This is a genomic window from Halomonas colorata (genome assembly GCF_014897985.1).
Classification (GTDB): domain Bacteria; phylum Pseudomonadota; class Gammaproteobacteria; order Pseudomonadales; family Halomonadaceae; genus Vreelandella; species Vreelandella colorata.
Map to the genome: position 1 here is coordinate 18100 of NZ_JABUZA010000009.1, position 25341 is coordinate 43440.

At 52.9% G+C, this 25341-nt stretch carries 24 protein-coding genes; 17 read left to right on the plus strand and 7 right to left on the minus strand.

Features of this window, described 5'->3' with window-relative positions; all coding sequences use genetic code 11:
• Positions 1-71 precede the first annotated feature (71 nt).
• Genes INT33_RS06690 through fliF form a run of 6 tightly spaced genes read right to left on the minus strand, consistent with a single transcriptional unit; the run spans position 72 to position 6762 of the window.
• Positions 72-1385: a flagellar hook-length control protein FliK gene (locus INT33_RS06690; RefSeq protein WP_226940102.1), complete on the minus strand. Its 1314-nt coding sequence runs from the start codon at positions 1383-1385 to the stop codon at positions 72-74.
• A 19-nt stretch (positions 1386-1404) separates the two neighbouring features.
• Positions 1405-1857: a flagellar export protein FliJ gene (gene fliJ / locus INT33_RS06695; protein ID WP_192536432.1), complete on the minus strand. Its 453-nt coding sequence runs from the start codon at positions 1855-1857 to the stop codon at positions 1405-1407.
• Positions 1854-3248, minus strand: a complete 1395-nt coding sequence (gene fliI / locus INT33_RS06700) for a flagellar protein export ATPase FliI (RefSeq protein ID WP_192536433.1) — start codon at positions 3246-3248, stop codon at positions 1854-1856. Before fliI ends, fliJ begins: the two co-directional genes overlap by 4 nt.
• A gap of 14 nt (positions 3249-3262) precedes the next feature.
• On the minus strand, positions 3263-4015 hold the full coding sequence (locus INT33_RS06705) for a flagellar assembly protein FliH (protein ID WP_193091480.1): 753 nt from the start codon (positions 4013-4015) through the stop codon (positions 3263-3265).
• The gene (gene fliG / locus INT33_RS06710) at positions 4008-5015 is read right to left on the minus strand and encodes a flagellar motor switch protein FliG (RefSeq protein ID WP_192536435.1); all 1008 of its coding nucleotides are present in this window, start codon (positions 5013-5015) and stop codon (positions 4008-4010) included. The genes INT33_RS06705 and fliG overlap by 8 nt, the downstream gene beginning before the upstream one ends.
• A complete protein-coding gene (gene fliF / locus INT33_RS06715; RefSeq protein WP_192536436.1) occupies positions 5008-6762 on the minus strand; it encodes a flagellar basal-body MS-ring/collar protein FliF in 1755 nt (584 codons plus the stop codon). The genes fliG and fliF overlap by 8 nt, the downstream gene beginning before the upstream one ends.
• A gap of 255 nt (positions 6763-7017) precedes the next feature.
• Here fliF and fliE point away from each other — a divergent pair, with 255 nt between their 5' ends.
• Positions 7018-7347 (plus strand): flagellar hook-basal body complex protein FliE, encoded by a 330-nt coding sequence (gene fliE, locus INT33_RS06720; RefSeq protein ID WP_192536437.1) that lies wholly within the window; start codon positions 7018-7020, stop codon positions 7345-7347.
• A 95-nt stretch (positions 7348-7442) separates the two neighbouring features.
• On the opposite strand, the gene INT33_RS06725 is transcribed toward fliE, so the two are convergent.
• Complete coding sequence (locus tag INT33_RS06725; RefSeq protein ID WP_192536438.1) at positions 7443-7808, minus strand: flagellar protein FlaG; 366 nt, start codon at positions 7806-7808, stop codon at positions 7443-7445.
• Positions 7809-8109: 301 nt separating this feature from the next.
• On the opposite strand from INT33_RS06725, the gene INT33_RS06730 reads away from it, so the two are divergent.
• The 16 genes from INT33_RS06730 (at position 8110) to INT33_RS06805 (ending at position 25291) form a co-directional block, all read left to right on the plus strand.
• On the plus strand, positions 8110-9798 hold the full coding sequence (locus tag INT33_RS06730; protein WP_192536439.1) for an HD domain-containing phosphohydrolase: 1689 nt from the start codon (positions 8110-8112) through the stop codon (positions 9796-9798).
• Between the two features lie 186 nt (positions 9799-9984).
• A complete protein-coding gene (gene fliS, locus INT33_RS06735; RefSeq protein WP_192536440.1) occupies positions 9985-10401 on the plus strand; it encodes a flagellar export chaperone FliS in 417 nt (138 codons plus the stop codon).
• Between the two features lie 7 nt (positions 10402-10408).
• Positions 10409-10810, plus strand: coding sequence for a flagellar protein FliT (gene fliT, locus INT33_RS06740; RefSeq protein WP_192536441.1), 402 nt, complete (start codon positions 10409-10411; stop codon positions 10808-10810).
• The gene (locus tag INT33_RS06745) at positions 10807-12018 is read left to right on the plus strand and encodes a flagellar hook-length control protein FliK (protein ID WP_192536442.1); all 1212 of its coding nucleotides are present in this window, start codon (positions 10807-10809) and stop codon (positions 12016-12018) included. The genes fliT and INT33_RS06745 overlap by 4 nt, the downstream gene beginning before the upstream one ends.
• Positions 12002-12286: an EscU/YscU/HrcU family type III secretion system export apparatus switch protein gene (locus INT33_RS06750; RefSeq protein WP_018917795.1), complete on the plus strand. Its 285-nt coding sequence runs from the start codon at positions 12002-12004 to the stop codon at positions 12284-12286. The genes INT33_RS06745 and INT33_RS06750 overlap by 17 nt, the downstream gene beginning before the upstream one ends.
• A 117-nt stretch (positions 12287-12403) precedes the next feature.
• The gene (gene flhD, locus INT33_RS06755; RefSeq protein ID WP_018917794.1) at positions 12404-12736 is read left to right on the plus strand and encodes a flagellar transcriptional regulator FlhD; all 333 of its coding nucleotides are present in this window, start codon (positions 12404-12406) and stop codon (positions 12734-12736) included.
• Complete coding sequence (gene flhC, locus INT33_RS06760) at positions 12733-13293, plus strand: flagellar transcriptional regulator FlhC (RefSeq protein ID WP_192536443.1); 561 nt, start codon at positions 12733-12735, stop codon at positions 13291-13293. The genes flhD and flhC overlap by 4 nt, the downstream gene beginning before the upstream one ends.
• 193 nt (positions 13294-13486) lie before the next feature.
• Positions 13487-14356, plus strand: coding sequence for a flagellar motor stator protein MotA (motA, locus tag INT33_RS06765; RefSeq protein ID WP_192536444.1), 870 nt, complete (start codon positions 13487-13489; stop codon positions 14354-14356).
• Complete coding sequence (gene motB / locus INT33_RS06770) at positions 14353-15276, plus strand: flagellar motor protein MotB (RefSeq protein WP_087109056.1); 924 nt, start codon at positions 14353-14355, stop codon at positions 15274-15276. The genes motA and motB overlap by 4 nt, the downstream gene beginning before the upstream one ends.
• A gap of 43 nt (positions 15277-15319) precedes the next feature.
• Complete coding sequence (gene cheA, locus INT33_RS06775) at positions 15320-17395, plus strand: chemotaxis protein CheA (RefSeq protein WP_193053681.1); 2076 nt, start codon at positions 15320-15322, stop codon at positions 17393-17395.
• A complete protein-coding gene (gene cheW, locus INT33_RS06780) occupies positions 17392-17892 on the plus strand; it encodes a chemotaxis protein CheW (RefSeq protein ID WP_193053680.1) in 501 nt (166 codons plus the stop codon). Before cheA ends, cheW begins: the two co-directional genes overlap by 4 nt.
• Positions 17893-18022: 130 nt before the next feature.
• Positions 18023-19312, plus strand: a complete 1290-nt coding sequence (locus INT33_RS06785; RefSeq protein WP_226940103.1) for a methyl-accepting chemotaxis protein — start codon at positions 18023-18025, stop codon at positions 19310-19312.
• A 53-nt stretch (positions 19313-19365) separates the two neighbouring features.
• Positions 19366-21534, plus strand: coding sequence for a methyl-accepting chemotaxis protein (locus INT33_RS06790; protein ID WP_193091481.1), 2169 nt, complete (start codon positions 19366-19368; stop codon positions 21532-21534).
• Positions 21531-22397 (plus strand): CheR family methyltransferase, encoded by an 867-nt coding sequence (locus INT33_RS06795; protein ID WP_192536449.1) that lies wholly within the window; start codon positions 21531-21533, stop codon positions 22395-22397. Before INT33_RS06790 ends, INT33_RS06795 begins: the two co-directional genes overlap by 4 nt.
• A 93-nt stretch (positions 22398-22490) precedes the next feature.
• Complete coding sequence (locus INT33_RS06800) at positions 22491-23552, plus strand: protein-glutamate methylesterase/protein-glutamine glutaminase (RefSeq protein WP_193091482.1); 1062 nt, start codon at positions 22491-22493, stop codon at positions 23550-23552.
• Between the two features lie 41 nt (positions 23553-23593).
• The gene (locus INT33_RS06805; protein WP_193091483.1) at positions 23594-25291 is read left to right on the plus strand and encodes a methyl-accepting chemotaxis protein; all 1698 of its coding nucleotides are present in this window, start codon (positions 23594-23596) and stop codon (positions 25289-25291) included.
• Positions 25292-25341: the final 50 nt, after the last annotated feature.

Consider the following 25341-nt stretch of genomic DNA (forward strand, 5'->3'; position numbering starts at 1 on the left):
GGCGAGCCTATCTTTTGGTTTAGCTGTTTTCTACGTATCTAAATCGTAAGTTGCTATCAATTTCGCTGCCGCTAAGCGTAAAGATCAACTCGGCCATCAAGCGTTATAGAATGATTTTCCGCCGCAGGCGTCACTGAGTCACTGTCCGCTTCGGAGACGCCACCGCTGCCATTTGAAGTGGCTGAATTGCCGTTTTGGGCAAAGGCTTGCTCATTGGAGCTATGCTGTTCGCCAACGGACGTTTCTCCTAATGAAATGCCCTGCTCCGCAAGCGCTTCACGTAGCTGAGGTATCGCTTGCTCAATAACCTGACGAACCTGCATATGAGACGCCAAGAAATGCGCCTGCGTGCCCTGCTCACTTACTTTTAAAGTGATCGAAAGAGGACCAAGCTCCGCCGGATGCAGTTGCATTTTCACCTGTTGCTCTCCACCGCGCTGAGCGAACTGCACAAGCTGTTGGCCAAGCTGCGCAGGCCAGGCGGGGCTGTTAACAGACGTGCCTATTGAAGCCTGTGCGGTGGGAACTCCCGGTGCTGCTATGGAGGAGGTATTGCCAAGTGCTGTGTGCCCTGACAGTGCCGTGGCTATTGGGCTTGCGCGTAACGATGGATCGCGATCTTCAAGGACAGACAACATGGCCTGACTATCTGCCTGCGTTGCGGGTGCCAGCGCTCCAAGTTGTGTCAGAAATTCTTGGCCGTTTACCGGCGCAGTGGTCTGATTTGGCGAGCCAGCTGGAGTGGCATGAAGGAGGGGCGGCGGGCCCTGATTAAACGCGCTCTGGCTATTCATTAATTGAGTCGGTGCAGCAGATGTTTGAAGAGCAACGCTATTCTGAGGCGCCGCCAACAAGATGCTTAATGCGCTAATCAGTTGGTCAGCGTGCTCTTCGCTAAGGCTTGCAAGCGACTCTGTAAGCCCCGATGCTTGGTCGGCTTGATGACGTATGCCGAGTGCGCCCAGAAGCTCTGCAACTTGATCCTCACCCAGGTTGAGCTGTTGGATAAGCGTTTCCAGCGTCGGGGTTTTCTCAAGCTGTGCGTCAGCAGCCGGTATCTCGGCGAACAAGGCAACCAGGTCCATGCGGGCTGCAATTTCATCAAGCGGTGTCAACCCCTCGCCCGCATAGCTTTCCCCTGATAATAGCGAGGCAAGTGATTGTTCGCTAAATTCAAAGCCAAGTGCTTGCAACGGTTGAGCTGTTATAGCGGCTGGATCGCTGGTCTGATGCGTTTGAGAAGCGTTTGACGGCGCGTTGGCAGCTTGAGAAAGCGCCTGGCGAAAGGCGCCTTGAGACGATTCCAAGGTACTGTATAACGTCTGCTTGGTTACCGAGGAGGCACCTTGGCTTTGAGCCCCCGAAAGCAATAATTGTATATTCATATACCGTTCCTCGGCGCCGCTAATGCGGTTTCTCATTGCGCTGGCGAGCCAAGCGGCCCGTCACCAGATCATCGTTGGTTTTTTGCTCATGGCGCTCAAGGCGGCGGTGCTCTTCTGATAGCCGACGCGTCGCCAGTGTATCGTAGGAGGAGAGTTTACGCTGCTCTTGCTGCCAGTGTTGCTGGCTCTGCTGGACACGCTGTTGTTGAGCAATTAACGCTTGGCGGGCACGGCTTAATGCCGCATCAAGCGAGGCTAAAAACTGCTGATAATTGTACATCGTGGCAGGGTCGATACCCTCGCTCATCGCCTTTTGCAATCGCTCGGCATATTCGGCGCGATACTGGCTAAGTGATTGTAACTGAGAGGCGGTCTGCTGCTCAGTTTGTCGTTCATGGGCAAGCAGTTTACCTGCTTGGTCGCGGGCATCTTTGGCTAAGCCCGTTAACATTTCGAGTTGCGAATGGCTCATGTGCGGCCTCCCACCACGGCATGCAGTGCTTGGTGTGAGTCTTCAAGCGTTGCACACTCATCAATATTTTGTTGAAGAAAACGCTCCAGCGCGGGAAAAAGATTCACCGCTTCGTCAAGTCTTGGGTCGTGTCCTGGACTGTAAGCACCAACGCTAATCAGGTCGCGATTGCGCTGATAGCGGGAAAACATCTGCTTGAAAACGCGGGCCTCTTGTAGCTGCTCTTGTGTCGTAATCGCCGTCATGGCGCGACTGATCGAAGCCTCGATATCAATCGCTGGGTAATGGCCGGCTTCGGCTAAACCGCGTGATAACACAATATGACCATCCAAAATCGCCCGGGCCGAGTCGGCAATCGGATCCTGTTGGTCATCGCCTTCGGTAAGAACGGTATAAAAAGCTGTAATCGAGCCACCGCCGCGCTCAGCATTGCCGGCCCGTTCAACAAGGCCTGGCAGCTTGGCAAACACGGAAGGCGGATAGCCCTTTGTCGCGGGAGGCTCACCAATAGCGAGAGCAATTTCACGCTGGGCCATGGCGTAACGTGTTAATGAGTCCATAATTAGCAGCACATTGCGGCCGGCATCACGAAAGCCTTCGGCAAGGCGCGTTGCATAAGCTGCCCCTTGTAGCCGCTGAAGTGGCGAGGTATCCGCTGGCGCGGCCACTACAACCGAGCGACGACGGCCTTCAGGCCCTAAAATATGATCAATAAAATCTTGTACTTCTCGGCCACGCTCACCGATTAGCCCGACAACAATCACATCGGCTTTGGTATAACGTGCCATCATGCCTAACAGCACCGATTTACCTACCCCCGAGCCTGCAAAAAGCCCCATTCGCTGGCCACGGCCGACGCTTAAAAGCGCATTGATTGCGCGAATGCCCACATCAATCTGATCCTCAATAGGCGCTCGTGATAGCGGATTAAGGGGGGCTGAGCTAAGCGTGGCATGGGGCACATCTTCAAGGCCCTCGCGGTCATCCAGCGGATTACCGTTACCGTCTAATACACGACCCAGCAGTTCATCGCCAATGGGAAAGCGTCGTGCACTGTGGCCACTTCCATCTCCCAGGGGAGAGACCCGGGCACCGGGCATTAATCCCGAAATCTCTTCCAATGGCATTAAAAACAGCTTATCGCCTGCGAACCCAACGACTTCAGCTTCTGCATGTTTATGGCTATCGGTCAGGCGGCCGTCCGGCCCAGGGAGCTCGATACGACAAGCGCTTCCGACGGCCACACGTAACCCGACTACCTCAATGACCATCCCTGTCGCTCGCGTTACGCGGCCGCTGCTGCGATGGCATGGCAAATGGCTTACCCGCTGTGTGGTACGGCGGATGGCTTTATGCCAGCGATGCTGGTGAGGGCAGGTGGAGTCATTCATTACGTGTTCGCCTATTAAGACGCAGTGTTAGATGAATGGCGCTTTCTAGCCTGCGACTGGATGGCATGCCAACGACTTTCAAAGGTTGCATCCAGCTCGCCTTGGGCGCTAGTAATTCGGCAGCCACCCCGAGCTAATTGATCGTCAGGCTGTAACTTCCAGCCGGCCGCGCTGAGCTCTGTGCCCAGATGCGTTTCTACCAAACTGTGATCGTCAGGGTTTAACCATAAGCGCTGCTGGCCCACCAGAGGCGGCTCGGTGTGTAAAAGCTCACGCACGATATTAAGTATCTGCTCGGGTGTTTCCTGTAAGGCTTTGCCTGCCAACTGCTTGCCTGTCGCTAGTGCGAGTTCAACAAGATCATGCGCGATAGTGTCGTCAATGCGTTCCAGTGCCTCTGAAAACTGCTTTGCCAGGGTATTCAAAGGCGCTATCGCTAAGCGAGATTGCTCTTGCAGTTCATCCTGGGCTTGCAAACGACCGTCTTCCAGACCTTTTGCCGTACCTTCTTCCATGCCTTGTTGAAAACCTGCCTGATAGCCGGCTTCTTCAGCCTCTTGGCGAAGACGCTCATAGAGTGCCTGACGCTCTTGCTGTTCGCGCTGATGAGCCTGCTCAGCCGCTTTTTGGGCGGCCAGCACTTTGCGTTGATGCGCGGTGGGGCCGCTGGTCGCTTGGTCGCTGCCTTGGTTGGAGGCGGGAAGCTCATCCATTTGCCAGCGCTGCCAGCTGCTATGGCGGTCAAATTCTGACGACGAATTAGACATACTCGTCATCTCCTCCGGCTAAGACGATTTCACCGGAATCAGCTAAGCGGCGCACCACTTGCAAGATTGCTTTTTGTTCCGTTTCGACTTGTGAGACGCGTATTGGGCCGCGTGCTTCCATATCTTCGCGAACCAGGTCGGCAGCGCGCTGAGACATGTTGCGCAGGAACTTGTCGACCAGGGCTTCCTGAGCGCCTTTGAGCGCCACCACCAGAGAGTTGGTTTCGACTTCTTGCAGCACCATCTGTATAGCGCGGTTGTCCAGGTCGAGTAGGTTCTCGAAAAGGAACATTTCGTCGATAATTTTTTGGGCCAAGTCTTCGCTGTGGGCGCGAACGGTTTCGATAGCCGTCTCTTCTTGGGACGAGTTCATCAGGTTGAGAATCTCGGCCGCCGTTCTTACGCCGCCCATTTTGCTGCGTTTAAGGTTTTGTCCATCCAGCATGCTGGTTAGAACCTCGGTTAGCTCCTGCAAGGCTGCGGGCTGTACGCCACTAAATGTTGCAATACGCAGCACCACATCGTTGCGCAGTTTCTCTTCAAAAAATTCAAGAATATCGGCTGCTTGATGGCGGTCCAAATGGATCAAGATAGTCGCGATGATCTGGGGGTGCTCATCGCGGATAAGCTCAGCCACCATGGAGGCTTCCATCAGGTTGAGCGCATCAATGCCTGAGTTGCCACCAGCGGTTTCTAATATGTCTTCAATCAGGCTAGAGGCGCGCTCGCTGCCCAGTGCTTTGGTAAGTACTGAGCGGATGTGTTCGCTAGAATTAAGGTTGAGCGCCACAAACTCTTCGGTTTCACGGTGGAATGCTTCAAGCACAGCCTTCATATCCTCATGGGATACTTGATTCAGGCGCGCCATCTCCATACTGATATCTTGTACTTCACTAGCATTTAGGTATTTGAAGACCTCCGCTGCACTGTCTTCGTCCAGCGCTAGGAGAAGGATGGCGCTCTTGCGAGCGCCTGTCATGTTAGCCGTTTCGCTACTCATTATTATTCATCCAGCTACGAATGATCATGGCGACCATACGAGGATCTTCCTGAGCCATTTCGCGTAGGTCATTGAGATTATGTTCGTACAGTGATGTTTTACGACGACGCTTGGGTTTGTCGCTATAGGTATCGTCATCATCACCTTCCGCTTCATCGTCACTCTCATCGTCTTCATCGCCCACGCTGGTGCTAAGCGTACGACCAGGTGTCGCTGTAGGCGCCGTTACCGGGGGCTGTGTATAGCGCTTGATTAAGGGGCGCAGAATCAGTAGGTAAATCAACAGTGCCGCCAAGGCAACTAGCAAATAACGCCCTAGCGTACCTGCCATTGCAAGTGTCTCTGGCTGCTTCCACCATACAGTCTCAGTCATTTCCTCGCGGGTGTCGGCGAAGGGTGAGTTCACCACTTCAACCTGATCGCCACGTACTTGAGAAAATCCCATAGCCTGGCGTACCAAGCGCTCAATCTGAGCGACTTCAACATCGGTTAACGCAACCCGTTCAAGCTCACCTTCGTCATTGATCACATCACGATAATTAACCACAACCGCCGCTGAAAGCCGCTCAATTTGGCCGAGTCGTTGCTGCACATGCTCAACGCTGCGGTCAACCTCATAGTTGACCACGTCTTCTTGACGCAGGCTGCGCAGTGCCTCCGGCGGCACCTCTTCCTCGCCTTCTTCACCATCAGGCTGATTGATGGGAGAGGGGGCTGTGCCGGGTGGGGAGTTGCTTAATGCACCAGGAATTCCACTCGCTAAGGGATCATCACCATCGAAAGAGAGGCTAAGCTGGCGGCTACGTACGGCCGCTTCATTCGGGGGCTGGTTAGGGCCGTAGCGTTCCGAGGTTTGCTCGCGACGTGAAAAATCAATTTGCGCAGCAACCTGAGCGCGGACATTCGTACTGCCTAAAATGGGGGTAAGAATATGCTCGATGCGTCGCTGATAGGAGCGTTCGACTTCCGCTATATATTCAAGCTGAGTCCCATCAAGGTCACTCCCTCGCGTGGTATCAGCAGACAGCAGCCGACCGTTTTGATCGACGATCGTGACGTCTTGCGCGGCTAGTTCAGGCACGCTACTGGAAACCATATGCACAATGGCACTTACTTGACCTTCACCCAGCACTCGGCCGGGTAGCAAGGTGAGTATGACCGAGGCTTTGGCTGGCTCGCGGTCACGAATAAACACAGACGGTTTGGCTAAAGAGAGGTGCACGCGAACGCGCTCGACTGGGCCGAGCGACTCCATCGAGCGGGCAAGCTCGCCTTCCAGACCGCGCTGGTAATTTACCTGCTCAGCAAACTGGCTAATGCCAAACGCTTGGGTATCCATTAACTCAAGGCCGACGTTGCCGCCCCGGGGCAAGCCCTGCTCGGCAAGCTGTAGCCTTAGTGTATGAATCTGATCGCTAGGCACAAGCAGCGCCTGGCCGCCTGCGCTAAACTGATAGGGCACGGCGCGGCTATCAAGTTCGGCAATAATCCGTCCGCCATCGGCTTCATTAAGATTGCTGTAGAGAACGCGGTATTCTGGGCTACTTGCCCACATGAAAAGTGCTGCCACCACGGCAATTGAAGCAGCCCCTGCGATCAGTAGAATGACCAATGGGTTACCGCGTAACTGTTTTAGCAAGCGCTCAGTCGGTGAAGAACTTTTTGCGTCGCTGTCTGTTGAGTTACTACGGGAGGCACTTTGTGTCGTGTTACTTTGACGGCCTGCCGTTGCACCAATTTCACTCATGCATCCCTCCATAGGGGTAAGCAAAACAGGTGTCGGCCCAGGCGCATCACCAAAGAAGGCATAGGCTATATCCGTCAATCGCGGTTATCCGCCAAGAGAATGGGGCGGAATTGTGATGGGCGCCATTATCCTGGGGTGTGTCGAGCATAAATGAACGAAAAGCTTGGCTTTTAGGGCGTATTTGTTCGTATGAGTGCGCTACCAGTAGTGGTAGGCTTTGCCCATTATTTCATTTAAAGCCGATGAGGCATGCCGATGAGTACACCTGCTATCCAAGCAGCGCTTCAGCAAATGCAGGGGCTGGCCACGCAGGCGGCATCACAGCCGTTGAAGGGTACACACGTCTCGACAGCCGTAGGGCAAGGTGGCTTTGGCAGCGAGTTACAAGCCTCAATTCAGCGCATTAACCGCCTTCAGAAAGCTGCCGATACGAAAGCCATGGCCTTCCAGGCGGGTGAGCCGAATGTCGCATTAAACGACGTGATGGTGGATATGCAAAAAGCGAGCGTTGCTTTTCAAATGGGGCTGCAGGTGCGTAACCGTCTGGTAACTGCCTATCGCGACGTTATGAATATGCAGGTGTAACTGCCTGTAGCCTTAGCGTCTTTTAGCTCTCTTGAAAATGGGCGCCATTATAAAACCATCGTATGGTGCTTGTTTAACGCTCGCTTTTCTCGCCCTTAGACCTCTAACGAGATAAGGCGGCCCTGTATTTCTTCTAGGCGTTCGGCAATGGCGAGTACTTCCTCCGCAGGAATCTGACGAATAACCTCCCCAGATTCGCGGTCAATTACGCGCGTCACAACCCGTGAAGATTCCTCGCTAACATCAAATTCTAGCCCATGAACGCGCATCGCCGTGTTAATGCGCTGGATGGGTTCAACCAGCTCGCCTGTTTTTATGCTCGTTTGATCTGCATCTGATAATAGTGATGAAGTGCTCGCTGTAGATAGCTGGTTTAGCGTGCTATCTAGGCGCTGTTGGGGCGTTAAGCGGTTTGGCGTTACTGCTAGTGCTGCTGTGGTATCGATGAGTGGTGGTGTCATGTCGGTTATTTCCCATAAAGATAAGCGCTACTGTTAGCTACCTGCCGGTAGACTTTATTCGTTTGATGCATTATCAGCCCAGCGATCTTTTATCGGACTTCACTCATACCATCGGCCGGTTCGCCGTAAACTTTATATGCGCCAAACTATGCTGAGAAATTGATGTGTAACGGTGCCGTTACAATATCTGCGGTTACTAGAAAGCATCTGCTATGCTTCGCCGCGTGCAGTAGTTTTTTTGAATAAGAGTTTCCTTGCACAATAGGTTTCTATTAACGCGGTCGTAAAAAACGAGGCGAACATGCTAGCGCAGCAAGATGAGTATGAAACAATTGCCAGCTCAGTGGTGATTGAATCTCTGCTAAATACAATGATTGAAAATGGCGGTGTATCGCTTTGCATGGCTTCGCCTGAGGCCCGCGCTGAGCCTATTGTGCTTATGGAACAGCATGTAGATAAAGCACTGGTAATGGACTTATCTTCGGTCGACTACTTGCTTGGTCGGTTACAAAGTGGTGAGACATTCTATCTGCAAGGCCAGACTCAGGGAAAAGTAGTTCGTACGCCGCTACTGGCGTTGACCGAGACACGTCATTCCGGGGGGCGCTTTTTATGTTGCAGTGACTACCCCGAGACGATTGATGTGCTTCAGCGTCGCGAATCTTTTCGTGCTGAGCTGCGCATGGGGATGGCGGTAGCGGCTAGCGTATTTAGTGTGTTGGGTGAAACTGCGGTTGGCGAGTTGCGCGATATATCCCAAGAGGGATGTCAGCTGGAGCTGCCGATGACGGCTAGCGGTATATTAGCTGAAGCAGACGCTCCTCTTAAGCTTGCTCTTAGCTTTCCGGATGGCACTTATTTTGAAGGTCATGCCATTGCGCGCCACCAGAAGGTTGACTCAGAAAAGCATCTGCTGCGCGTCGGTTTTAAATTTTCGAATTTTACGGCAGAGCAAGAACGTCAGGTTTGGTATTTCGTATGTGAGATAGAGCGTGAAGCCGCTCGTTACCAAAAAGAAGTGCAGGAGGATCGGCAGCCATCGCCGCTCTTTGAGCAGCCCAAGAGACGTATAGGCAGTGAGGGGGTTGGGCGGCGCGATATAAAACATTATGCAACGCCGATGGCGCGTCGCCTGGTAAAGGTGGCTGCCTATCTTAATGCTCAACTGCTGCTTTTGCAGCAGGGGAGTGGGATTGATGCCCAGCGATTATCGCGTAATGCTGACCGCGTGCTGGCGCTTCATGAAGAGGACCGTGAGGCGTTGTTATTTGCCTCGCGCTGCATGTCGCGTGAGCCTTTGCTAGTGCGCCATGGAATTGCCGTTGCGGTTCATCTACTCGACTTGGTAGGGGCAAATATGCCTCGCGAGGCACGTAAGGCAATTGTTGCCAGTGGCTTGATCCACGACTTGGGAAAGGTGTTGGTGCCCCAGGTTATCTTTAGAGCGCCAAGTTTTGAGGCCACTCACCGGCAAGCCATGAGCGAGCACGTCTCCTTGTTGATCGATCGCCTCCAGCATTGTCAGTGGCTATCGGCGAGTGTTGTTCAAGCGGTTATTGGTGGAATTAATGAGCGCCTGGATGGCAGTGGTTATCCCGATGGCCTAAGCGGAGAAGATATTAACGAACTTGCCAAGGCCAGCGCGATTGTTGATGTGGTTGAAGCGATGCGCAGGGATCGTTCTGATCGTCCGGCTAAAACCACACAGCAGATTTATCGGCACCTTTTGGGGCATCCGCACCAATTCGACTTGCGCTGGATAAAACGTTATATCGAACACTTTAAAGCGTTGCCGGTTGGAGCGCTGGTGCGTTTTTCAAGCGAACAGCTAGCATGGGTGCTGCGCTTGGATGAGGCGGGGACGCCATTGGAGGTAGTGTTGACGCAGCAGGCAGTTCCTCCCATGCGTGATTCACTGGGTGGTTTGGTGCGTGGTGATGTGCGCGAGCGACTTGGAAAGCCGACACAAGAAGTGGCGGTCTCAACGTAACGTAATTTTTTGATCAACATTAGCCATCGTTCAGCGAAAAAGTATGCTTAACCATTAAAGTCTGGCTTGATGGCGCCGATATCTCTTATAGCTGAGCATAGCGTGCTCATATCGCATGATAAAAGACAGGTGGCAGTCCTTATATCGGTTATGCCAATGACTGCCACAAACAAGGAGTTCCAGCTAATGACGTACTCTCGCGGCAGCGCTGCCTACGGAAGAGGTGCCAATGCTTACGCACGTGTAGGAGTTGAAAGCGGCGTGATGTCAGCGGATCCGCATAAGCTTATTGTACTGCTTTTTGAAGGAGCGCAGACGGCTATTCGTGCTGCTCGCATCCATATGCAGAGCGGTAATATTAGTGAAAAGGGGAAAGCTATATCCAAAGCGCTGGATATTATTAATAACGGGCTCGCTGCCGCGCTTGATCAAGAGAAAGGCGGCGATATCGCTGAACGGCTAGCCTCTCTTTACGACTATATTGCACGTTTATTGCTCGCCGCTAATCTACGCAACGATGAAGAGAGCTTAAACCAGGCAGAGAACTTGCTCGAAAACATCGCCTCCGCATGGCGGGACATTGGTCAACAGCAGAGCGCATGAGGCCTCCATGGCAGCTTCCATAAATACCCACAACGACACGCCTCAAGCACTGATAGAGGCGTATGAAGGGTTACTGGTTCATGTGACTCAAATGCACGAACTGGCTAGCGCTGAACAGTGGGTAGAGCTGATTGAGCAGCGTACATATTATGTCAAACGGGTAGAAATGCTGCGTGAGCTTGACAGTACCGTGATATTAGATGAGGCCGATAAGCTACGTAAAGCAGAGCTGCTTGAGCGTATTTTGGAGTTTGATGTGGAAATTCGTCGTCGGCTAGTGGCAAGGCGTGATGAGCTAGGCAAACTGATCGGCGTATCTCAGCGCCAGCGTGATTTACACCGCGCCTATGCACCTCAGCAAGGTGTCACTGAAAATCATCGTTCTGATGATGAAGAGGCCGCGACGTGAGCGGTATCACGCCGCTCATCGATACACTATTGCATCAGGTATTGGGGCGGCAGGGTGAGGTGTCGTTGCAGCGTGCTTTAAGTGAGCCCGTTAAGCCTGTTTCTTCTGGCGAAGGCCCGCGTCCTATACAGGGCGACTCAGATCTTGATGGGCGCCCTCCTGCCGCGTTAAATGATTTAAGGCGCATGCCTGGCTCCTTAGGTGGAGAGCGGCAATTTACCCCCGGCGAACCGCAAGGAACTGCGCCAGGGTCAACCCAAACACATTTTAGCCCGGCTGCCCGCAGCATCGCGGATGTTTTGTTGCGCTTTCCAGCTCCCCCCGCTGTTATACGGCCGCCGTCGCCTTTAGTAACGCTACAAGGCTCGCCAGCGGCCAGTGAAGTGGCAGGTCGACTGGAAGCCAGCGTACGTGATAGTGGCTTGTTTTATGAATCCCATCTAAAGCGCTGGTTTCAAGGCGATATGTCTCGGCAGCAGTTAATGCGTGAGCCGCAAATGCAGCCTGGGCCACGCCCCTTGATGGTGCCACTCGCCACTCAGCCTTTATTGCCAAGTGTACCGTTTTTGGCCAATGCTGAGTCCTTGGCATCGCGTACCAATGCGCTGATAACGCCCGGTAGCGCCTTGGTATATGTGCCAAACGATAAAGCCATCGTGGAGCGTTCGGTAATGCCCAGCGCAGCTCCAGCGCAAAGTAATTTTCCTGCTGCGCCCGACGTCAGTAACACTCCATCACGTGAAATAATCGCTTATGAGCGTGAAATAGAGCATATGAAGCATCGCGGACACCGCGATATTGTTCATGAGAGTTTACAAAGCCTGGTGCGCCAGCAGTTAGATATGTTGGTAATGCCTGCGGTGCGTTGGGAAGGTGACGTGTGGGCCGGTATTTTTATGGCATTGGTCATTCATCTGCCAACCCACGATAAAACGCAGGAAAATCAACAGGAAAATAGCGATCCTGATGAGGGTTGGCGTTCCGAAATGCAGTTAGAAGTGCCTAATGTGGGAGCATTTAGTGTCTCTTTGTGGTTTTATCGGGCGGTGCTAAGCATTGACTTAACAACGGCCGATAAAGCCACCCACCATCATCTTGAAAAAGATATACCCGCTCTAGAGCGGCGTTTGGGCGCTTTGGATTTGGAAAAAGTTCAAGTGCGTGCGCGGTACATGCCGCTGGAGAGCAGCCATGACCGTGCCGGATGAGCGTCGGCGTCAAGCCGTGGCACTTGCCTATCAGGAAAATGAGCGTGCGCCGCGGGTGGTGGCAAAAGGCTATGGCGAGCTTGCTGAGCGTATTATGGCCGAAGCTCAACGTCAGGGAATTTATGTGCATGATGCGCCTGAAATCGTTGCGCTGTTGATGCAACTAGATTTAGACACTGAAATACCACCTCGGCTTTACCAGGTGGTCGCAGAGTTACTGGTATGGGTGTTTGAGTTATCCGAAGAGAGCTTAAAACGCCGCGACTAAGCCAAGTAGCCAATCCAGATAGAGTGTGCAACCATGATGTTGAGTAAGGAAAAAAAAGTCATCAAGGCGCCCGTATAATGGTTACAAGATAGCGCCTGCGCCGTTCGATGGAACACTATGAGCCACACTAATTTTCTCGACGAAATTCAAGAAATAAACTTAGCCTATTTGCTTCTCGCGCAGCGTTTGATCAGTGAAGATCGTGAGGCTGCACTGTTTCGTTTGAAGATAGATAGTGATGTTGCTGACCTGCTGTCTTCACTAAGCGCGCGCCAACTAACAAAATTGGCACGCACCAATCAGTTGGTGTGTCGGTTTAGCCAGACGAGTGCAAAGCGGCTGCGGCAAGTCACGGAGAACCCGCGTGATCAAGGGCTCGCAGGCTTACATGCGTCACTGCTATTGGCCTGCGATACGTTTGAATCATTGCCAGCAGGAGATGAGGAGTGAGTCAGAAGAGCTTGGTCGATGAAATGCACCAAGTGCAGCTGGCAATAGAGCTGATTGAACTGGGTGCTCGTCTACAGGTGCTGGAAACGGAAACTGAATTAAGCCGTACACGCCTGATTAAACTTTATAAAGAAGTATGCGGGATGTCGCCACCCAAGGGCATGCTGCCTTTTTCGACAGACTGGTTTATTACATGGTTACCCAACGTCCATTCTTCGCTTTTTTATAATATCTACGCAAGTCTGCTTAGAGATACCAGTTGCGAAAGGATCGATGCATTCGTAAAAGCCTACCGGCTTTATGATGAACAAATGATATTGGAAGGTGCCGAGCCTGTGCTGGGCCTGACGCGTGCCTGGACGTTAGTGCGCTTTTTTGAAAGCGATTTGCTGCAGCTAAATACGTGCACACGGTGTAGAGGTCGTTTCGTTGCACATGCCCATAGCCCGGCACATGACTATATATGTGGTATTTGTCAACCGCCTTCCAGAGCGGGGAAAACGCGTAAATCGCAGCTTGCTCAGAAGGAAAAGAATAATCCTACAGATGCCTCGTAGAGCGTTTGTCGAGCAGACCCTTAATGCATAGATAGCGGTGAAATGCGGCGGTACTTTTTAATTAAACTGCACGTTAGCCCTAGTATGATGAGACCAATTTTGCGTTTGAGCTGGAACAATACCTAACCATCGGAACAGATGGATGAATTTTAGTTCCCTTACTTAATACTGACACACCGCAAGGACTCTGCTTGTGCTGATACTTCTAGGCTATGTAGTCGTTTTGTTATGCGTATTTGGTGGCTATGTGCTGGCTGGTGGCAGCCTTGGCCCTTTATACCAGCCACTTGAGCTAGTCATTATTGGCGGAGCTGGCGTGGGTGCTTTTATTGCGGCTAACAACATAAAAGCCATTAAAGCCACATTCAAACTGTTGCCCAGGCTCAAGGGAGCAAAAAAATATAACAAAGCGTTCTACATGGAAGTCATGGCAATGCAGTACAAGCTATTGTCAAAAATTCGTCGTGAAGGGATGTTGGGAATAGAGCGCGATATTGACAACCCTCAAGAAAGTCCTCTTTTTCAAGAGCACCCCACCGTATTGGCTGACCCTCATGTGATGACGTTCTTGACGGATTATCTGCGCTTGATGGTGAGTGGTGGTATGGAACCGATGGAAATTGATGAGCTGATGCTGCACGAAATCGAAGTATTTGAACAAGAGGCTCATGTCCCCGTCGATGCGATTGCAAAAGTGGGCGATGCCATGCCCGCCTTCGGCATCGTGGCGGCAGTAATGGGGGTCATCAAGGCATTGACCTATGCGGATGCCACTGCGCAACAGATGGGTGAAATGATTGCCCACGCGCTGGTGGGAACCTTCCTGGGTATTTTGTTGGGTTACGGCTTTATTAACCCCATTGCCAGCTTCGCCGGTCGGCAAGCCCAGGAAGCAGAAAAGATGATGCAATGCATTCGGATAACATTATTGGCAAGTTTGCACGGCTACGCACCTCAGCTGGCCGTTGAGTTTGGCCGTAAAGCGCTGTATACCGCCGAGCGTCCAACTTTTTTCGAGCTTGAAGAGTATGTGAAAAATGCCAGGAAGGGCGGTACTGCATGAGTAAGGGCGGTGAAAAGCGCCCGATTATTATCCGGCGTAAAAAGGTGGTGCATGCGCATCACGGCGGCGCCTGGAAAATTGCTCTAGCGGATTTCATGACCGCGCTGATGGCGCTGTTCCTGGTAATGTGGATTTTAAGTGTCTCCAGTGAAGAAACGCGGCGCGGCGTGGCAGAATATTTCAGTACGCCACTGGTGACGGCGATCACTGGTGGTGATCAATCAGGCAGTACCAGGGTTATTCCTGGCGGTGGCCCGGACCCGACACACAGTGATGGTGAAAGAGCGCGCATCGATACCATGCAGCAGACCCGGCCAAGCATGCAGGAGCGACGTTTCTTCACCGATCTACAGGAGCGCATCGAACGCGCAATTGAGGCAGACCCCGAGCTGCGTCAGCTACGCAGGCAAATGCGCTTTGATTTAACCCGTGAAGGGCTTCGTATCCAATTGCTGGATACCGAGCAACGCCCAATGTTTGAGTTGGGCAGTGATCAGGTAGCCCCGTATATGCGCAATTTACTGCGTACTATTGCGCCGTTGCTTAACGAATTGCCTAACGATCTTAGTATTAGTGGACATACCGATAACGTGCCCTATGCCGGAGGATATCGGGGTTATAGCAACTGGGAACTCTCTAATGATCGTGCCAATGCCTCACGCCGCGAGCTGGTAACCGGGGGGCTTGATCCTGATCAACTGCTGCGCGTATCAGGCTTTGCTAACCGTGTCGTGTTACCCGATACGGATCCTCGGGATCCGGTTAATCGCCGTATTGAACTTGTCGTCTTGCTACCCGAAATCGCAGAGGCGATTCGCAACCCGGGAACGATGAGTTCTGATGCCACGCTGCCTGCTTCTGCGGATGACCTGGTCGAAGACTTAACGCAAGAGCCCCTGCCGACAAATGCGTCGGATTAGCGTTGGCTTGTGACAAAAATATGACGTTAGAGTGGAGTGGTGCATGGATATAGCGGATTTTTTTGACACCTTTTTTGAAGAGGCTGAAGAGTTGCTTGCTGATATGGAGCAGCACTTGCTGGAGCTCAATGTCGATAATCCCGACATTGAGCAGCTAAACGCTATTTTCCGCGCGGCGCACTCGATCAAAGGTGGAGCAGGTACCTTCGGCTTTAGCGTGCTACAAAAGACAACGCATATACTCGAAAATCTGCTGGATCATGCACGTAAAGGGGAGCTTGTACTGCGTGCCGAGCTCGTGGATACCTTTTTAGAGGCTAAAGACATCATGCATGAGCAACTCGATGCCTATCGCAACGAGGAAGCGCCCAATCAAGAGGCGTACGAAAGAATTTGCCAAGTATTACAGCAGATAGCTCTGGAAGAAATTGGTCAAACATTGGATGCGCCGGTGGAGGCAGCGGCACCTGCACCGGTCGTCCAGGCTGAAGAACCAGCGAAAGCCTCAGCCGGTCAAAACCAGCTGATTGTCGCCCTGCTTAATGTGGTTGAAAAAGAGCGTACGTTGCTGGTTGAAGAGCTTGAGCAGCTGGGCGATGTTCAGTCGCAGTCTGGCGATGAGAAATGTTACGAAGTCATACTGAGTGGCGATGTCAGCGCTGACGATATTGAAGCCGTCATGTGTTTCATCATTGAACCAGAGCAGATTGAGATTCGTGTAGCGAGTGGTGCCCCTGCAACTGCACAAGAGGAGGCTAAAAGCACGCCGCCGCCTGCTCCAGTAACACCGGAGCCTGCAACACCTGAGCCAGAAGCTGCGCGCCCACCTGCAGAGGCCAAAAAGGCACCCGATAGCAGTACTAAGTCGAAAAAGGCGGCCGCCGAGTCCTCTTCCATTCGCGTTTCGGTGGATAAAGTCGACCAGATTATCAATCTGGTGGGCGAGCTAATCATTACCCAATCGATGCTTGATCAAACGGTTAGCGATTTGGACGATCAGTCGGTGGGCAACAGCTCGCTTCAAAATGGCATGAGCCTTTTGCAGCGTAATGCCCGAGACTTGCAAGAAGCGGTCATGTCTATCCGCATGATTCCCATGGAATTCGTGTTTAGCCGTTTTCCGCGCGTTGTACGCGATACCGCGGGCAAGCTGGGTAAAGAGATAGAGCTGGTGACCGAGGGTAAGTCCACGGAGCTTGATAAGAGCCTGGTTGAGCGGATTACCGACCCCTTAACTCACTTGGTGCGTAATAGCCTTGATCACGGCATTGAAATGCCGGATAAGCGCGAAGCGCTTGGCAAGCCCCGTATGGGCAAGCTTGTACTTTCTGCTCGCCATCAAGGCGGTAATATCCTGATTGAGGTGCGCGATGATGGCGCCGGAATGGATCGTGAGCGACTGCTAACCAAGGCACGTGAAAATGGCCTTAGCGTCTCTGACACCATGAGTGACGAAGACGTTTACCAGCTTATTTTTGCGCCAGGTTTTTCAACCGCTGAGGCCGTGACCGACGTCTCCGGACGTGGTGTGGGCATGGATGTGGTTAAACGTAATATTCAGGGAATGGGCGGTCGTGTTGAGATCCAGTCCAAAAAAGGCGAAGGCACCAACACGCGGATCGTGCTGCCGTTAACGCTTGCGATACTGGATGGCATGTCGATTAAGGTCGGTGGGGAGACGTTTATTCTGCCGCTTTCTACCGTGCTTGAGTCGTTACAGCCAACCAAAGACGAGATGTACGCGATGGCCGGAGACGACGTTGTCTTAAAGGTGCGCGACGAATACCTGCCTGTTATTGCGGTTCATGAAGTTCTGGATGTAGAAAACGCCATTACGGACCCTACCCAAAGTATCGCGGTCATTGTGCAGGGCGAAGGGCGTCGTTACGCCATGCTGGTTGATGAGCTGGTTGGGCAGCAGCAGGTAGTGGTGAAAAACCTTGAAGACAATTACCGCAAGGTGCCGGGGATTTCGGCGGCAACCATCCTGGGGGATGGCAGCGTAGCGCTAATTTTGGATATCACAGGACTGCATCGCTTGAGCAGGGTCAAGAAAGAAGCGAGCAAAGTGATTAATAATCAACCTATCTCTTTATATAAGGAGGCTGAGCCGTCATGAGTCAAGCAAATAATGAGGCGGTTCTCGCCGCGGATGAAGCTGAAAACCGTGAGTTTTTAGTATTTTCATTAGGCGAAGAAGAGTACGCCATTGATATTTTGAAGGTACAGGAGATTCGCGGTTACGAAAATGTAACGCGTATTGCCAATGCGCCTGACTTTATTAAAGGGGTTACCAATCTGCGCGGCGTGATTGTGCCGATTGTCGATCTGCGTATCAAATTCCATCTTGACAACGTGGAGTACGGCGGCCAGACCGTGGTGATTGTGGTTAACGTCGCCGATCGCGTCGTGGGTATCGTGGTCGATGGCGTTTCTGACGTCATGACATTAAACCCTGAGCAAATTAAACCGGCGCCTGAATTTGGCGTCACCCTGTCGTCTGATTTCCTGAGCGGTCTTGGCAGCCTGGATGACCGCATGCTGGTACTTGTCGATATCGATAAGCTGCTTACCAGTGAAGAGATGGCATTGGTGGATAGCACCAGCAATCGTTAAGGCGACTGCCGCTACTTTGTACTAAAAAGGCCACACGGAACGTGTCTTTCCAAGTTGAACGGCCCCTCTAGCGCCAAGGAATGCGCCTGCGAGTGACGTTGTGTTTGGAGAAAACATTGTGACACAGCTAATGCGGCAGATGTTGGGAAACATGACCGTGCGGCTCAGTTGGGGGCTGGTGCTTGCTTCCTTTTCGTTACTGGTGATTGTGGCCTGTGGCATCGGTTTTTATGCCCTTCAGCATGGCGCAGCCATCATACAGGCCGCCAGTGACGGCAACGTTCAACAGGCAGAGTTCTCGGACTTTACCGGCCGCATTCGCTGGGCGCTCATTGCCATTGTGGTGATCACAGTGACGACCGTCGTGGTGGTGATTTGGGGCGTGACGGTCAATGTACTTAAGCCACTGGATCGTTTGGTTGGCTATTTCGAACGCATGGCTCAGGGCGATTTAAGCCAGCAGATCTCGGTACCGGGCAATAATGAAATAGGCCGGTTATACGTTGCGATGGCGCATATGCAGGCTTCTTTATCAGAAACAGTGAGCGTTGTGCGTGGCAGTGGGTCGTCCATTTATGCGCGCTCTCAACAGATTGCCAGCGGTAATAACGACCTCTCCTCGCGTACTGAACAGCAGGCCTCTTCGCTTGAAGAGACCGCTTCCAGTATGGAACAGCTTGCCTCAACGGTGGGCCACAATGCCGATAACGCACGTCAGGCTAGCCAGCTTGCGCAAAACGCTACGTTAACAGCGAGGCGAAGCGGTGAAGAAGTGAGCGGCATTGTTGAAACCATGCAGGATATCAATGCCAGCTCTCATCAAGTGGCCGATATCATCACGTTGATTGATAATATTGCGTTTCAAACCAATATCCTGGCGCTTAACGCATCGGTAGAGGCTGCCCGCGCGGGTGAGCATGGCAAGGGGTTTGCTGTGGTCGCTCAGGAAGTGCGTAGCCTGGCCAGTCGCAGTGCTAACGCGGCGAAGGAGATTCGTACGCTCATTGATACCTCGCTGGGTAAAGTAGAGACCGGCACGCAGCGGGTCAATCAGGCAGGTGAGACCATGCAAGCGCTGGTTGATGCAGTGCAGCGGGTCAGCGATATCATGGATGAAATTGCTGCAGCCTCCGAAGAGCAGAGCAACGGTATTGCTCAGGTTAATCAAGCGGTTGCACAAATGGACCAAGTGGTTCAGCAAAATGCCCAGCTTGTTCAGCATGCCGCTCATAACGCCAATGAGCTTGAAGATGAAGCGGCGCGGTTAAGAAATACCGTTGAGCGTTTTCAGGTTGCTCATAACCCAACGCCTGTATCCGCCTCATCCACGGCGGGGCCTGTCGCGTCCGTCACTTCCAAGCCTCTTTCTATCGGCACTGCTTCAAGAAAGGTGGAAACAGAAGCCTGGGAAGCATTTTAATAGCAAACGCTATAAACAACGATAGTTTAAGAACTGAACAATAAGGCCCCTAAATGCGCAATAACCAACCCATTTCGCAGTGTGAAATCGAGCTAAAAGAAGACGATTTTCTGGTCTCTCGTACGGATTTAAAAGGTCGTATTACGTACACGAACCCGGCATTTATTGAGATAAGTGGCTACACGCATGACGAGTTGATAGGTGCTCCGCATAACCTGGTTCGCCATCCGGATATGCCGCCTGCCGCGTTTGAGAATTTTTGGCAAACCGTACAGGGCGGAGATACCTGGCGTGGGTTGGTTAAAAATCGCTGTAAAAATGGTGATCACTACTGGGTGGACGCCAGCGTAACGCCAATTATTGAAGACGAACAGGTTGTTGGTTACGCCTCGGTGCGCGTTCAAGCCTCACGTGAGGCCATAAAGCGTGCTGAACAGGCTTATGCTGAGATACGGGAAGGACGTAACAAGCATCTCTACCTGGACAAAGGGCGTCTGCGACAGCGTGGTGTCGGCCAGTGGCTGAAAAGGATTCAGTTGAATACCATCCGCGCCAAACTGGTTGGCATGATTGTGGTCGCTGCGGCGTTGCTGTTGATTAGCGGGGGCTTGGGTCTTTACGGTCTTAACGCGTCAAGTGAGCGGCTTGAGAGGCTTAATAGCGATGGTTTGCGCGACGTCGTCAGGCTGCAACAAATTGACCAAATGATCGCCAATACGCGCCAGGGAATGATTGAACCAGAGCGTATGGAGTTGATCAATCAGCGTTTTGAAATAGGTGAAACCATTGAGCAGCGTGCTGAAGAAGTAGCCACCGTATGGCAGGGCTATTACACCCGTGCGGTCAATAACACGCCGCTTGCCAGTGCGTTTAACGATCAACTTCAGGCCTTTCTTGAGGAGGGAATGGGTCAGGCGGCCCGTGTGCTGCAAGCCGAAGAGACCTACCAAGCGTTTACTGGGCTGGACGCCGTCATCAGCGTCATGTCTGATGAGGGGCGGGCACTTTCTGAAAGCGTGAATCAGCTCATTGAGCAAAAACAGCAAGCGGCTGAACAAATGGCGGTTGATGCCCAGCACGCGCAAAACACCATTATCGCAACGCAAGCGGTGGTGCTGGGGGTTGGGTTGGCGCTGCTGATAGCGATTGGTTGGTTAACCTTCCGCGCAATTATACGTCCCCTAAAGGGCGCATCACGTTTTACGCTGCAAATCGCGGGCGGTAACCTGGCGGCTTCCGCGCCCAAGCGTCAGCACGATGAAGTGGGCCAGCTACTTGATGGGCTTAATGCCATGCGTAAAAGCTTAAGCAGCATTATTGGCGACGTAAAAGGCGGGATAGATATCGTAACGCCTGCCGCACAAGATATTGCGACAGGTAATGAAGCGCTCTCTTCACGTACCGAGCAACAGGCTGCTTCGCTACAGCAAACGGCCTCCAGTATGGAAGAGATGACGGCTACCGTACGTCAGAATAGCGACAACGCTCAAGAAGCCCGCCGACTCGCCGATAATAACTCTACTCGGGTTTCTCAAACGGGCGAGCTAATGGCGCAGTTGGTAGACAATATGCAACGCATTACCCAAAGCTCTCAAAAGATGGCCGATATCATCAATACCATCGACTCGATAGCTTTCCAAACCAACATCCTGGCGCTGAATGCCTCGGTGGAGGCGGCGCGCGCCGGCGAACATGGGCGTGGCTTTGCCGTGGTGGCCGAAGAAGTGCGTAATTTAGCCGGACGAAGCGCCGGCGCTGCCCAGGAAATTCGAGGGTTGATTGACGGTTCTAACAAGGAAGTCAATGCGGGCGCTGGGCTGGTTGAAAAAGCAGAAGCCGCGATCAGTGAGGTCGCTGAGGCGGCACGCAGTATTACCAATATCATGCACGAAATTTCGGCAGCCTCTGAAGAGCAAAGCAGTGGTATTGCCGAGGTAAATCAGGCGGTGGCTGAGATGGATCAGGCAACGCAGCAAAATGCCGTACGTGTTCAGGAAACCGCACGCGCCGCCGTTGCGTTAGAGCAGCAAGCAAGCCTGCTCGCGCTATCGGTTGAAGCCGTTCGGCTTAACCAGAAGAGCCCAGAACGCCCTGTTGCCTTGGCGAACACGTTACCTGCTAAACAAGCAACAACGCTTGCCAGCCCCACAGCGCGCAACAAAGTAGCCGCGCCTGCTGTGCAGCGACAAGCGACACCTGTAGAGGAATGGGAAGAATTTTGAGCGAACAACGCGAACTAGGTGTCGACGCCAATCAGTGGGCGTCTAGTCATCAGATTGAACGAGATCTGATGCTCACGGATGCGGATTTCTTACGAATACGAGAGCTTATTTACCAGCGTGCTGGCATCGTGTTGGCCGAGCATAAACGCGAGATGGTTTATAGCCGGTTAGCCAAGCGCCTTCGACATCATGGTTTGACACGTTTTAGCGATTACTTATTGCGCCTGGAGCGTCAGCCTGATGCAAAAGAGTGGGAGGCGTTTACCAATGCGCTGACCACTAATCTGACCGCGTTTTTTCGCGAGGCGCACCATTTTCCCCTATTGGCAGAGCATCTTCGCCATAAGCAGAGCCCGGTCACTATTTGGTGTTCGGCCGCTTCAACGGGTGAAGAGCCCTATTCACTGGCCATGACGCTTTTGGAAACCCTGGGGCCCAAAGCGGCGCAGGCGAAAATCGTTGCCACCGATATCGATACCGATGCCCTAAGCCGCGCGCGCGCCGGTATTTATCCACAAGAGCAGGTGCGCAAGTTAGATGAAGCCCGTGTGAAACGCTTTTTTCAGAAGGGTACAGGGCAGCAACAGGGGCTCGCTCGTGTGCGCCCGGAAGTTTCCGAGCTGGTTGAGTTTATGCCTCTTAATCTGCTGTCGACACAGTGGCCGATTAAAGGCCCGTTTGATGCCATTTTTTGTCGAAATATCATGATCTATTTCGATAAAGAGACGCAGGCAAAGATTCTTAAGCGGTTTGCGCCCCTTATGAAGCCGGATGGCCTGCTGTTTGCCGGTCACTCTGAAAACTTTTCGTATATTAGTGATGCGTTCAAGCTGCGGGGCCAGACGGTATACACGCGGGCTTAATGGAACCATTTTCGTGTTTTTTATACGCCTAATGCGTGGTTATCCGTGCAAACAAGGCAGCATACCCGGCATTAACTGCAAAGGAGGCGTGCATTGAGCGCTGCCAAGATCAAAGTATTGTGTGTCGATGACTCGGCGCTGATTCGTGATTTGTTAACCGAAATTATCAACTCGCAGCCGGACATGGAAGTGGTTGCCGTGGCGCCTGATCCACTGGTTGCCAGGGATTTAATTAAGCAACACAACCCTGATGTGCTAACACTTGACGTTGAAATGCCGCGCATGGATGGGCTCGATTTTCTGGAACGCCTGATGCGCCTGCGGCCCATGCCGGTCTTGATGGTGTCATCGCTCACGCAAAGCGGTTCGGAAATTACGCTGCGTGCACTTGAGCTTGGCGCGCTGGACTTTGTGGCCAAACCAAGCCTGGGTATTCGGCATGGCATGATGGAGTACGCCAATGAAATCGCCGAAAAGCTGCGTGCGGCCGCACGTTCACGGCCGCGTCAGGCGCGCCATAAAAATGCTCCACCGCCTGCACAGTTAAAAGCGCCGTTAGTCTCAAGCGAAAAACTGATTATCATCGGAGCATCCACGGGCGGCACGGAAGCCATCCGTGCGGTATTAGAGCCGTTGCCTGCCAACTCCCCTGCCATTTTGATCACCCAGCATATGCCGGGGGGGTTTACGCGCTCGTTTGCCGAGCGCCTGGATCGGTTGTGTCGAATAACCGTCAAAGAGGCGACTGATGGTGAACGTGTGCTGCCGGGCCACGCCTACATTGCCCCTGGCGACCAGCACTTAAAGCTCGTACGCAGCGGAGCAAACTATGTGGCACGTCTGGACAGCGGGCCACCGGTCAACCGGCATCGGCCATCCGTCGATGTGCTGTTTCATTCCGCCGCGGAACAGGCTGGGCGTAACGCCATCGGGGTGATTCTGACCGGCATGGGCAAAGATGGGGCTGTGGGGCTTTTGGAAATGCGTCAGGCTGGCGCTCCTACCATTGCGCAAAACGAGGCAACCTGTGTGGTTTTTGGGATGCCCCGTGAAGCCATTGCCGTAGGTGGCGCGGTGGAAGCTGCTGCACTCGATGACATTCCCGCTCGGCTGATGGCGATGGTGGCCGCCTCTGGGCGATCTCAGCGAGTATAAAAACTTGTTACATAACAATGCTGGCTTAGGGGAATGAACTAATGACGCGTTTACTTCGCAATATGAGTATCCATATGGCCGTCGTGGCGGCCCTGGTCTGTTTTGCAACGCTTATTATAGTGACGACCGGTATCGGTTTTATATCGGACCGCAATGCACAAGAGAATCTAGAGACTTATAGCCGGATTAGTAGTGACCAGCTTAATGAGATTAATCGCGCTGATTCGCTGCTCAACCAAGCCATGCTGGCCATGGAGGTCGCCTCGAATTATCTGATGATGGGCCAGACACGCGAAGCTGACGCGCAGTTGGCGATTGCCGCTGACCGTATCGAGCGTTCTGAAGCACGTTTTGAGAACTTTGTTGCGACTCCCCGTACACCGCAAGGCGAGGCGTACGGGCGTGAGTTAATCGAAAACTTCCGTGCCGTTATAGCGCTGGTAAAGCAGCAGCACGAAAGCTTTGCTCAGAAGGATATCAACGCCTACAGCGATTTGCGTGAAGCGCTCGTCGAGCCGTTAGCGAGCCTTGCCGACAGCACAACGGCGTTCGTTCAATATGGGTTTCAGCGGGTTGATACGATCGGCGAGAATGCCAAAGCCCAAGGCAACGTCTTTAAGCTCGTCAGCGCCATCGCGGTGGGGGTAGCACTACTCATTACGCTGATTATTTATATTGGGTTAAGGCGCACGGTCATTACGCCATTGAACGATGCGGTTAGGCGTTTGGATAAAATTGCTGAAGCAGACTTGACCCAGCCGGTACCTAGCGCAGGCAATAATGAGATCGGCCGGCTGTTTGCGGCCATGGCCGCCATGCAGCAAAACCTGACGGCGATCGTGACGCGGGTTCGCGAGGGCAGTGCTGAAATTCACTACGGTACGCGGGAAATCGCCAGCGGCAACGCCGATCTTTCCTCACGCACAGAGCAGCAGGCGGCAGCCATTGAAGAAACCGCGGCCAGCATGGAAGAAATGACGGCCACGGTGAAGCAAAACGCCGATAACTCTCGCCAAGCCAGCACGCTGGCCGCGGATGCCTCGTCAACGGCTGAGCATGGTGGTCAGGTAGTGGACCAGGTAGTTCAAACAATGCACGGCATATCGAGCAGTTCGAAAAAAGTGGCTGATATTACCAGCGTGATCGACTCGATTGCTTTTCAAACCAATATCCTTGCCTTGAACGCGTCCGTAGAAGCGGCACGTGCCGGTGAGCAGGGGCGTGGATTTGCGGTGGTTGCCGGTGAAGTTCGCAACCTTGCTAGCCGCAGTGCTGATGCTGCCAAAGAAATCAGAACGCTAATTGACGCCTCCGTGAACCAGATTAAGCAGGGCTCGACATTAGTCGAGCAGGCAGGTTCTACCATGGCCGATGTGGTAACCGCCGTGCGCCGGGTCACCGATATCATGGATGAGATATCGGCAGCCTCCCAGGAACAAAGCGATGGCATTGAGCAGGTCAGTCACGCGGTCGGCCAAATGGATCAGGTAACGCAGCAAAATGCTGCGCTGGTGCAAGAGGCTTCAGCCGCCGCTGCATCGCTTGAAGAGCAGGCCAATCACTTGGAAGAGGCGGTTGCCGTCTTCAAGCTGCTGGGATCGCAAGCCCCTAAGCGCACGTCGTTACCGGCGCAAGCTACCTCAACCCTTTCTCGCCCTGCGCAAAAAATCGTACCGGCTGTTCCAGCGACACGTCCAGTATCCAGCCATAGCGATCATGCAGAGTGGGAAGCTTTTTAACCCTGACTAAGTAACTCGTCATCTGATGACGTGTATTGATAAGAGGATGA

Coding starts and splice junctions, on each gene's coding strand:
- INT33_RS06690 (WP_226940102.1), bottom strand. CDS start 1,385: ATGAATATACAATTATTGCTTTCGGGGGCTCAAAGCCAAGGTGCCTCC.
- fliJ (WP_192536432.1), bottom strand. CDS start 1,857: ATGAGCCATTCGCAACTCGAAATGTTAACGGGCTTAGCCAAAGATGCC.
- fliI (WP_192536433.1), bottom strand. CDS start 3,248: ATGAATGACTCCACCTGCCCTCACCAGCATCGCTGGCATAAAGCCATC.
- INT33_RS06705 (WP_193091480.1), bottom strand. CDS start 4,015: ATGTCTAATTCGTCGTCAGAATTTGACCGCCATAGCAGCTGGCAGCGC.
- fliG (WP_192536435.1), bottom strand. CDS start 5,015: ATGAGTAGCGAAACGGCTAACATGACAGGCGCTCGCAAGAGCGCCATC.
- fliF (WP_192536436.1), bottom strand. CDS start 6,762: ATGAGTGAAATTGGTGCAACGGCAGGCCGTCAAAGTAACACGACACAA.
- fliE (WP_192536437.1), top strand. CDS start 7,018: ATGAGTACACCTGCTATCCAAGCAGCGCTTCAGCAAATGCAGGGGCTG.
- INT33_RS06725 (WP_192536438.1), bottom strand. CDS start 7,808: ATGACACCACCACTCATCGATACCACAGCAGCACTAGCAGTAACGCCA.
- INT33_RS06730 (WP_192536439.1), top strand. CDS start 8,110: ATGCTAGCGCAGCAAGATGAGTATGAAACAATTGCCAGCTCAGTGGTG.
- fliS (WP_192536440.1), top strand. CDS start 9,985: ATGACGTACTCTCGCGGCAGCGCTGCCTACGGAAGAGGTGCCAATGCT.
- fliT (WP_192536441.1), top strand. CDS start 10,409: ATGGCAGCTTCCATAAATACCCACAACGACACGCCTCAAGCACTGATA.
- INT33_RS06750 (WP_018917795.1), top strand. CDS start 12,002: ATGACCGTGCCGGATGAGCGTCGGCGTCAAGCCGTGGCACTTGCCTAT.
- flhD (WP_018917794.1), top strand. CDS start 12,404: ATGAGCCACACTAATTTTCTCGACGAAATTCAAGAAATAAACTTAGCC.
- motB (WP_087109056.1), top strand. CDS start 14,353: ATGAGTAAGGGCGGTGAAAAGCGCCCGATTATTATCCGGCGTAAAAAG.
- cheA (WP_193053681.1), top strand. CDS start 15,320: ATGGATATAGCGGATTTTTTTGACACCTTTTTTGAAGAGGCTGAAGAG.
- cheW (WP_193053680.1), top strand. CDS start 17,392: ATGAGTCAAGCAAATAATGAGGCGGTTCTCGCCGCGGATGAAGCTGAA.
- INT33_RS06785 (WP_226940103.1), top strand. CDS start 18,023: ATGCGGCAGATGTTGGGAAACATGACCGTGCGGCTCAGTTGGGGGCTG.
- INT33_RS06790 (WP_193091481.1), top strand. CDS start 19,366: ATGCGCAATAACCAACCCATTTCGCAGTGTGAAATCGAGCTAAAAGAA.
- INT33_RS06805 (WP_193091483.1), top strand. CDS start 23,594: ATGACGCGTTTACTTCGCAATATGAGTATCCATATGGCCGTCGTGGCG.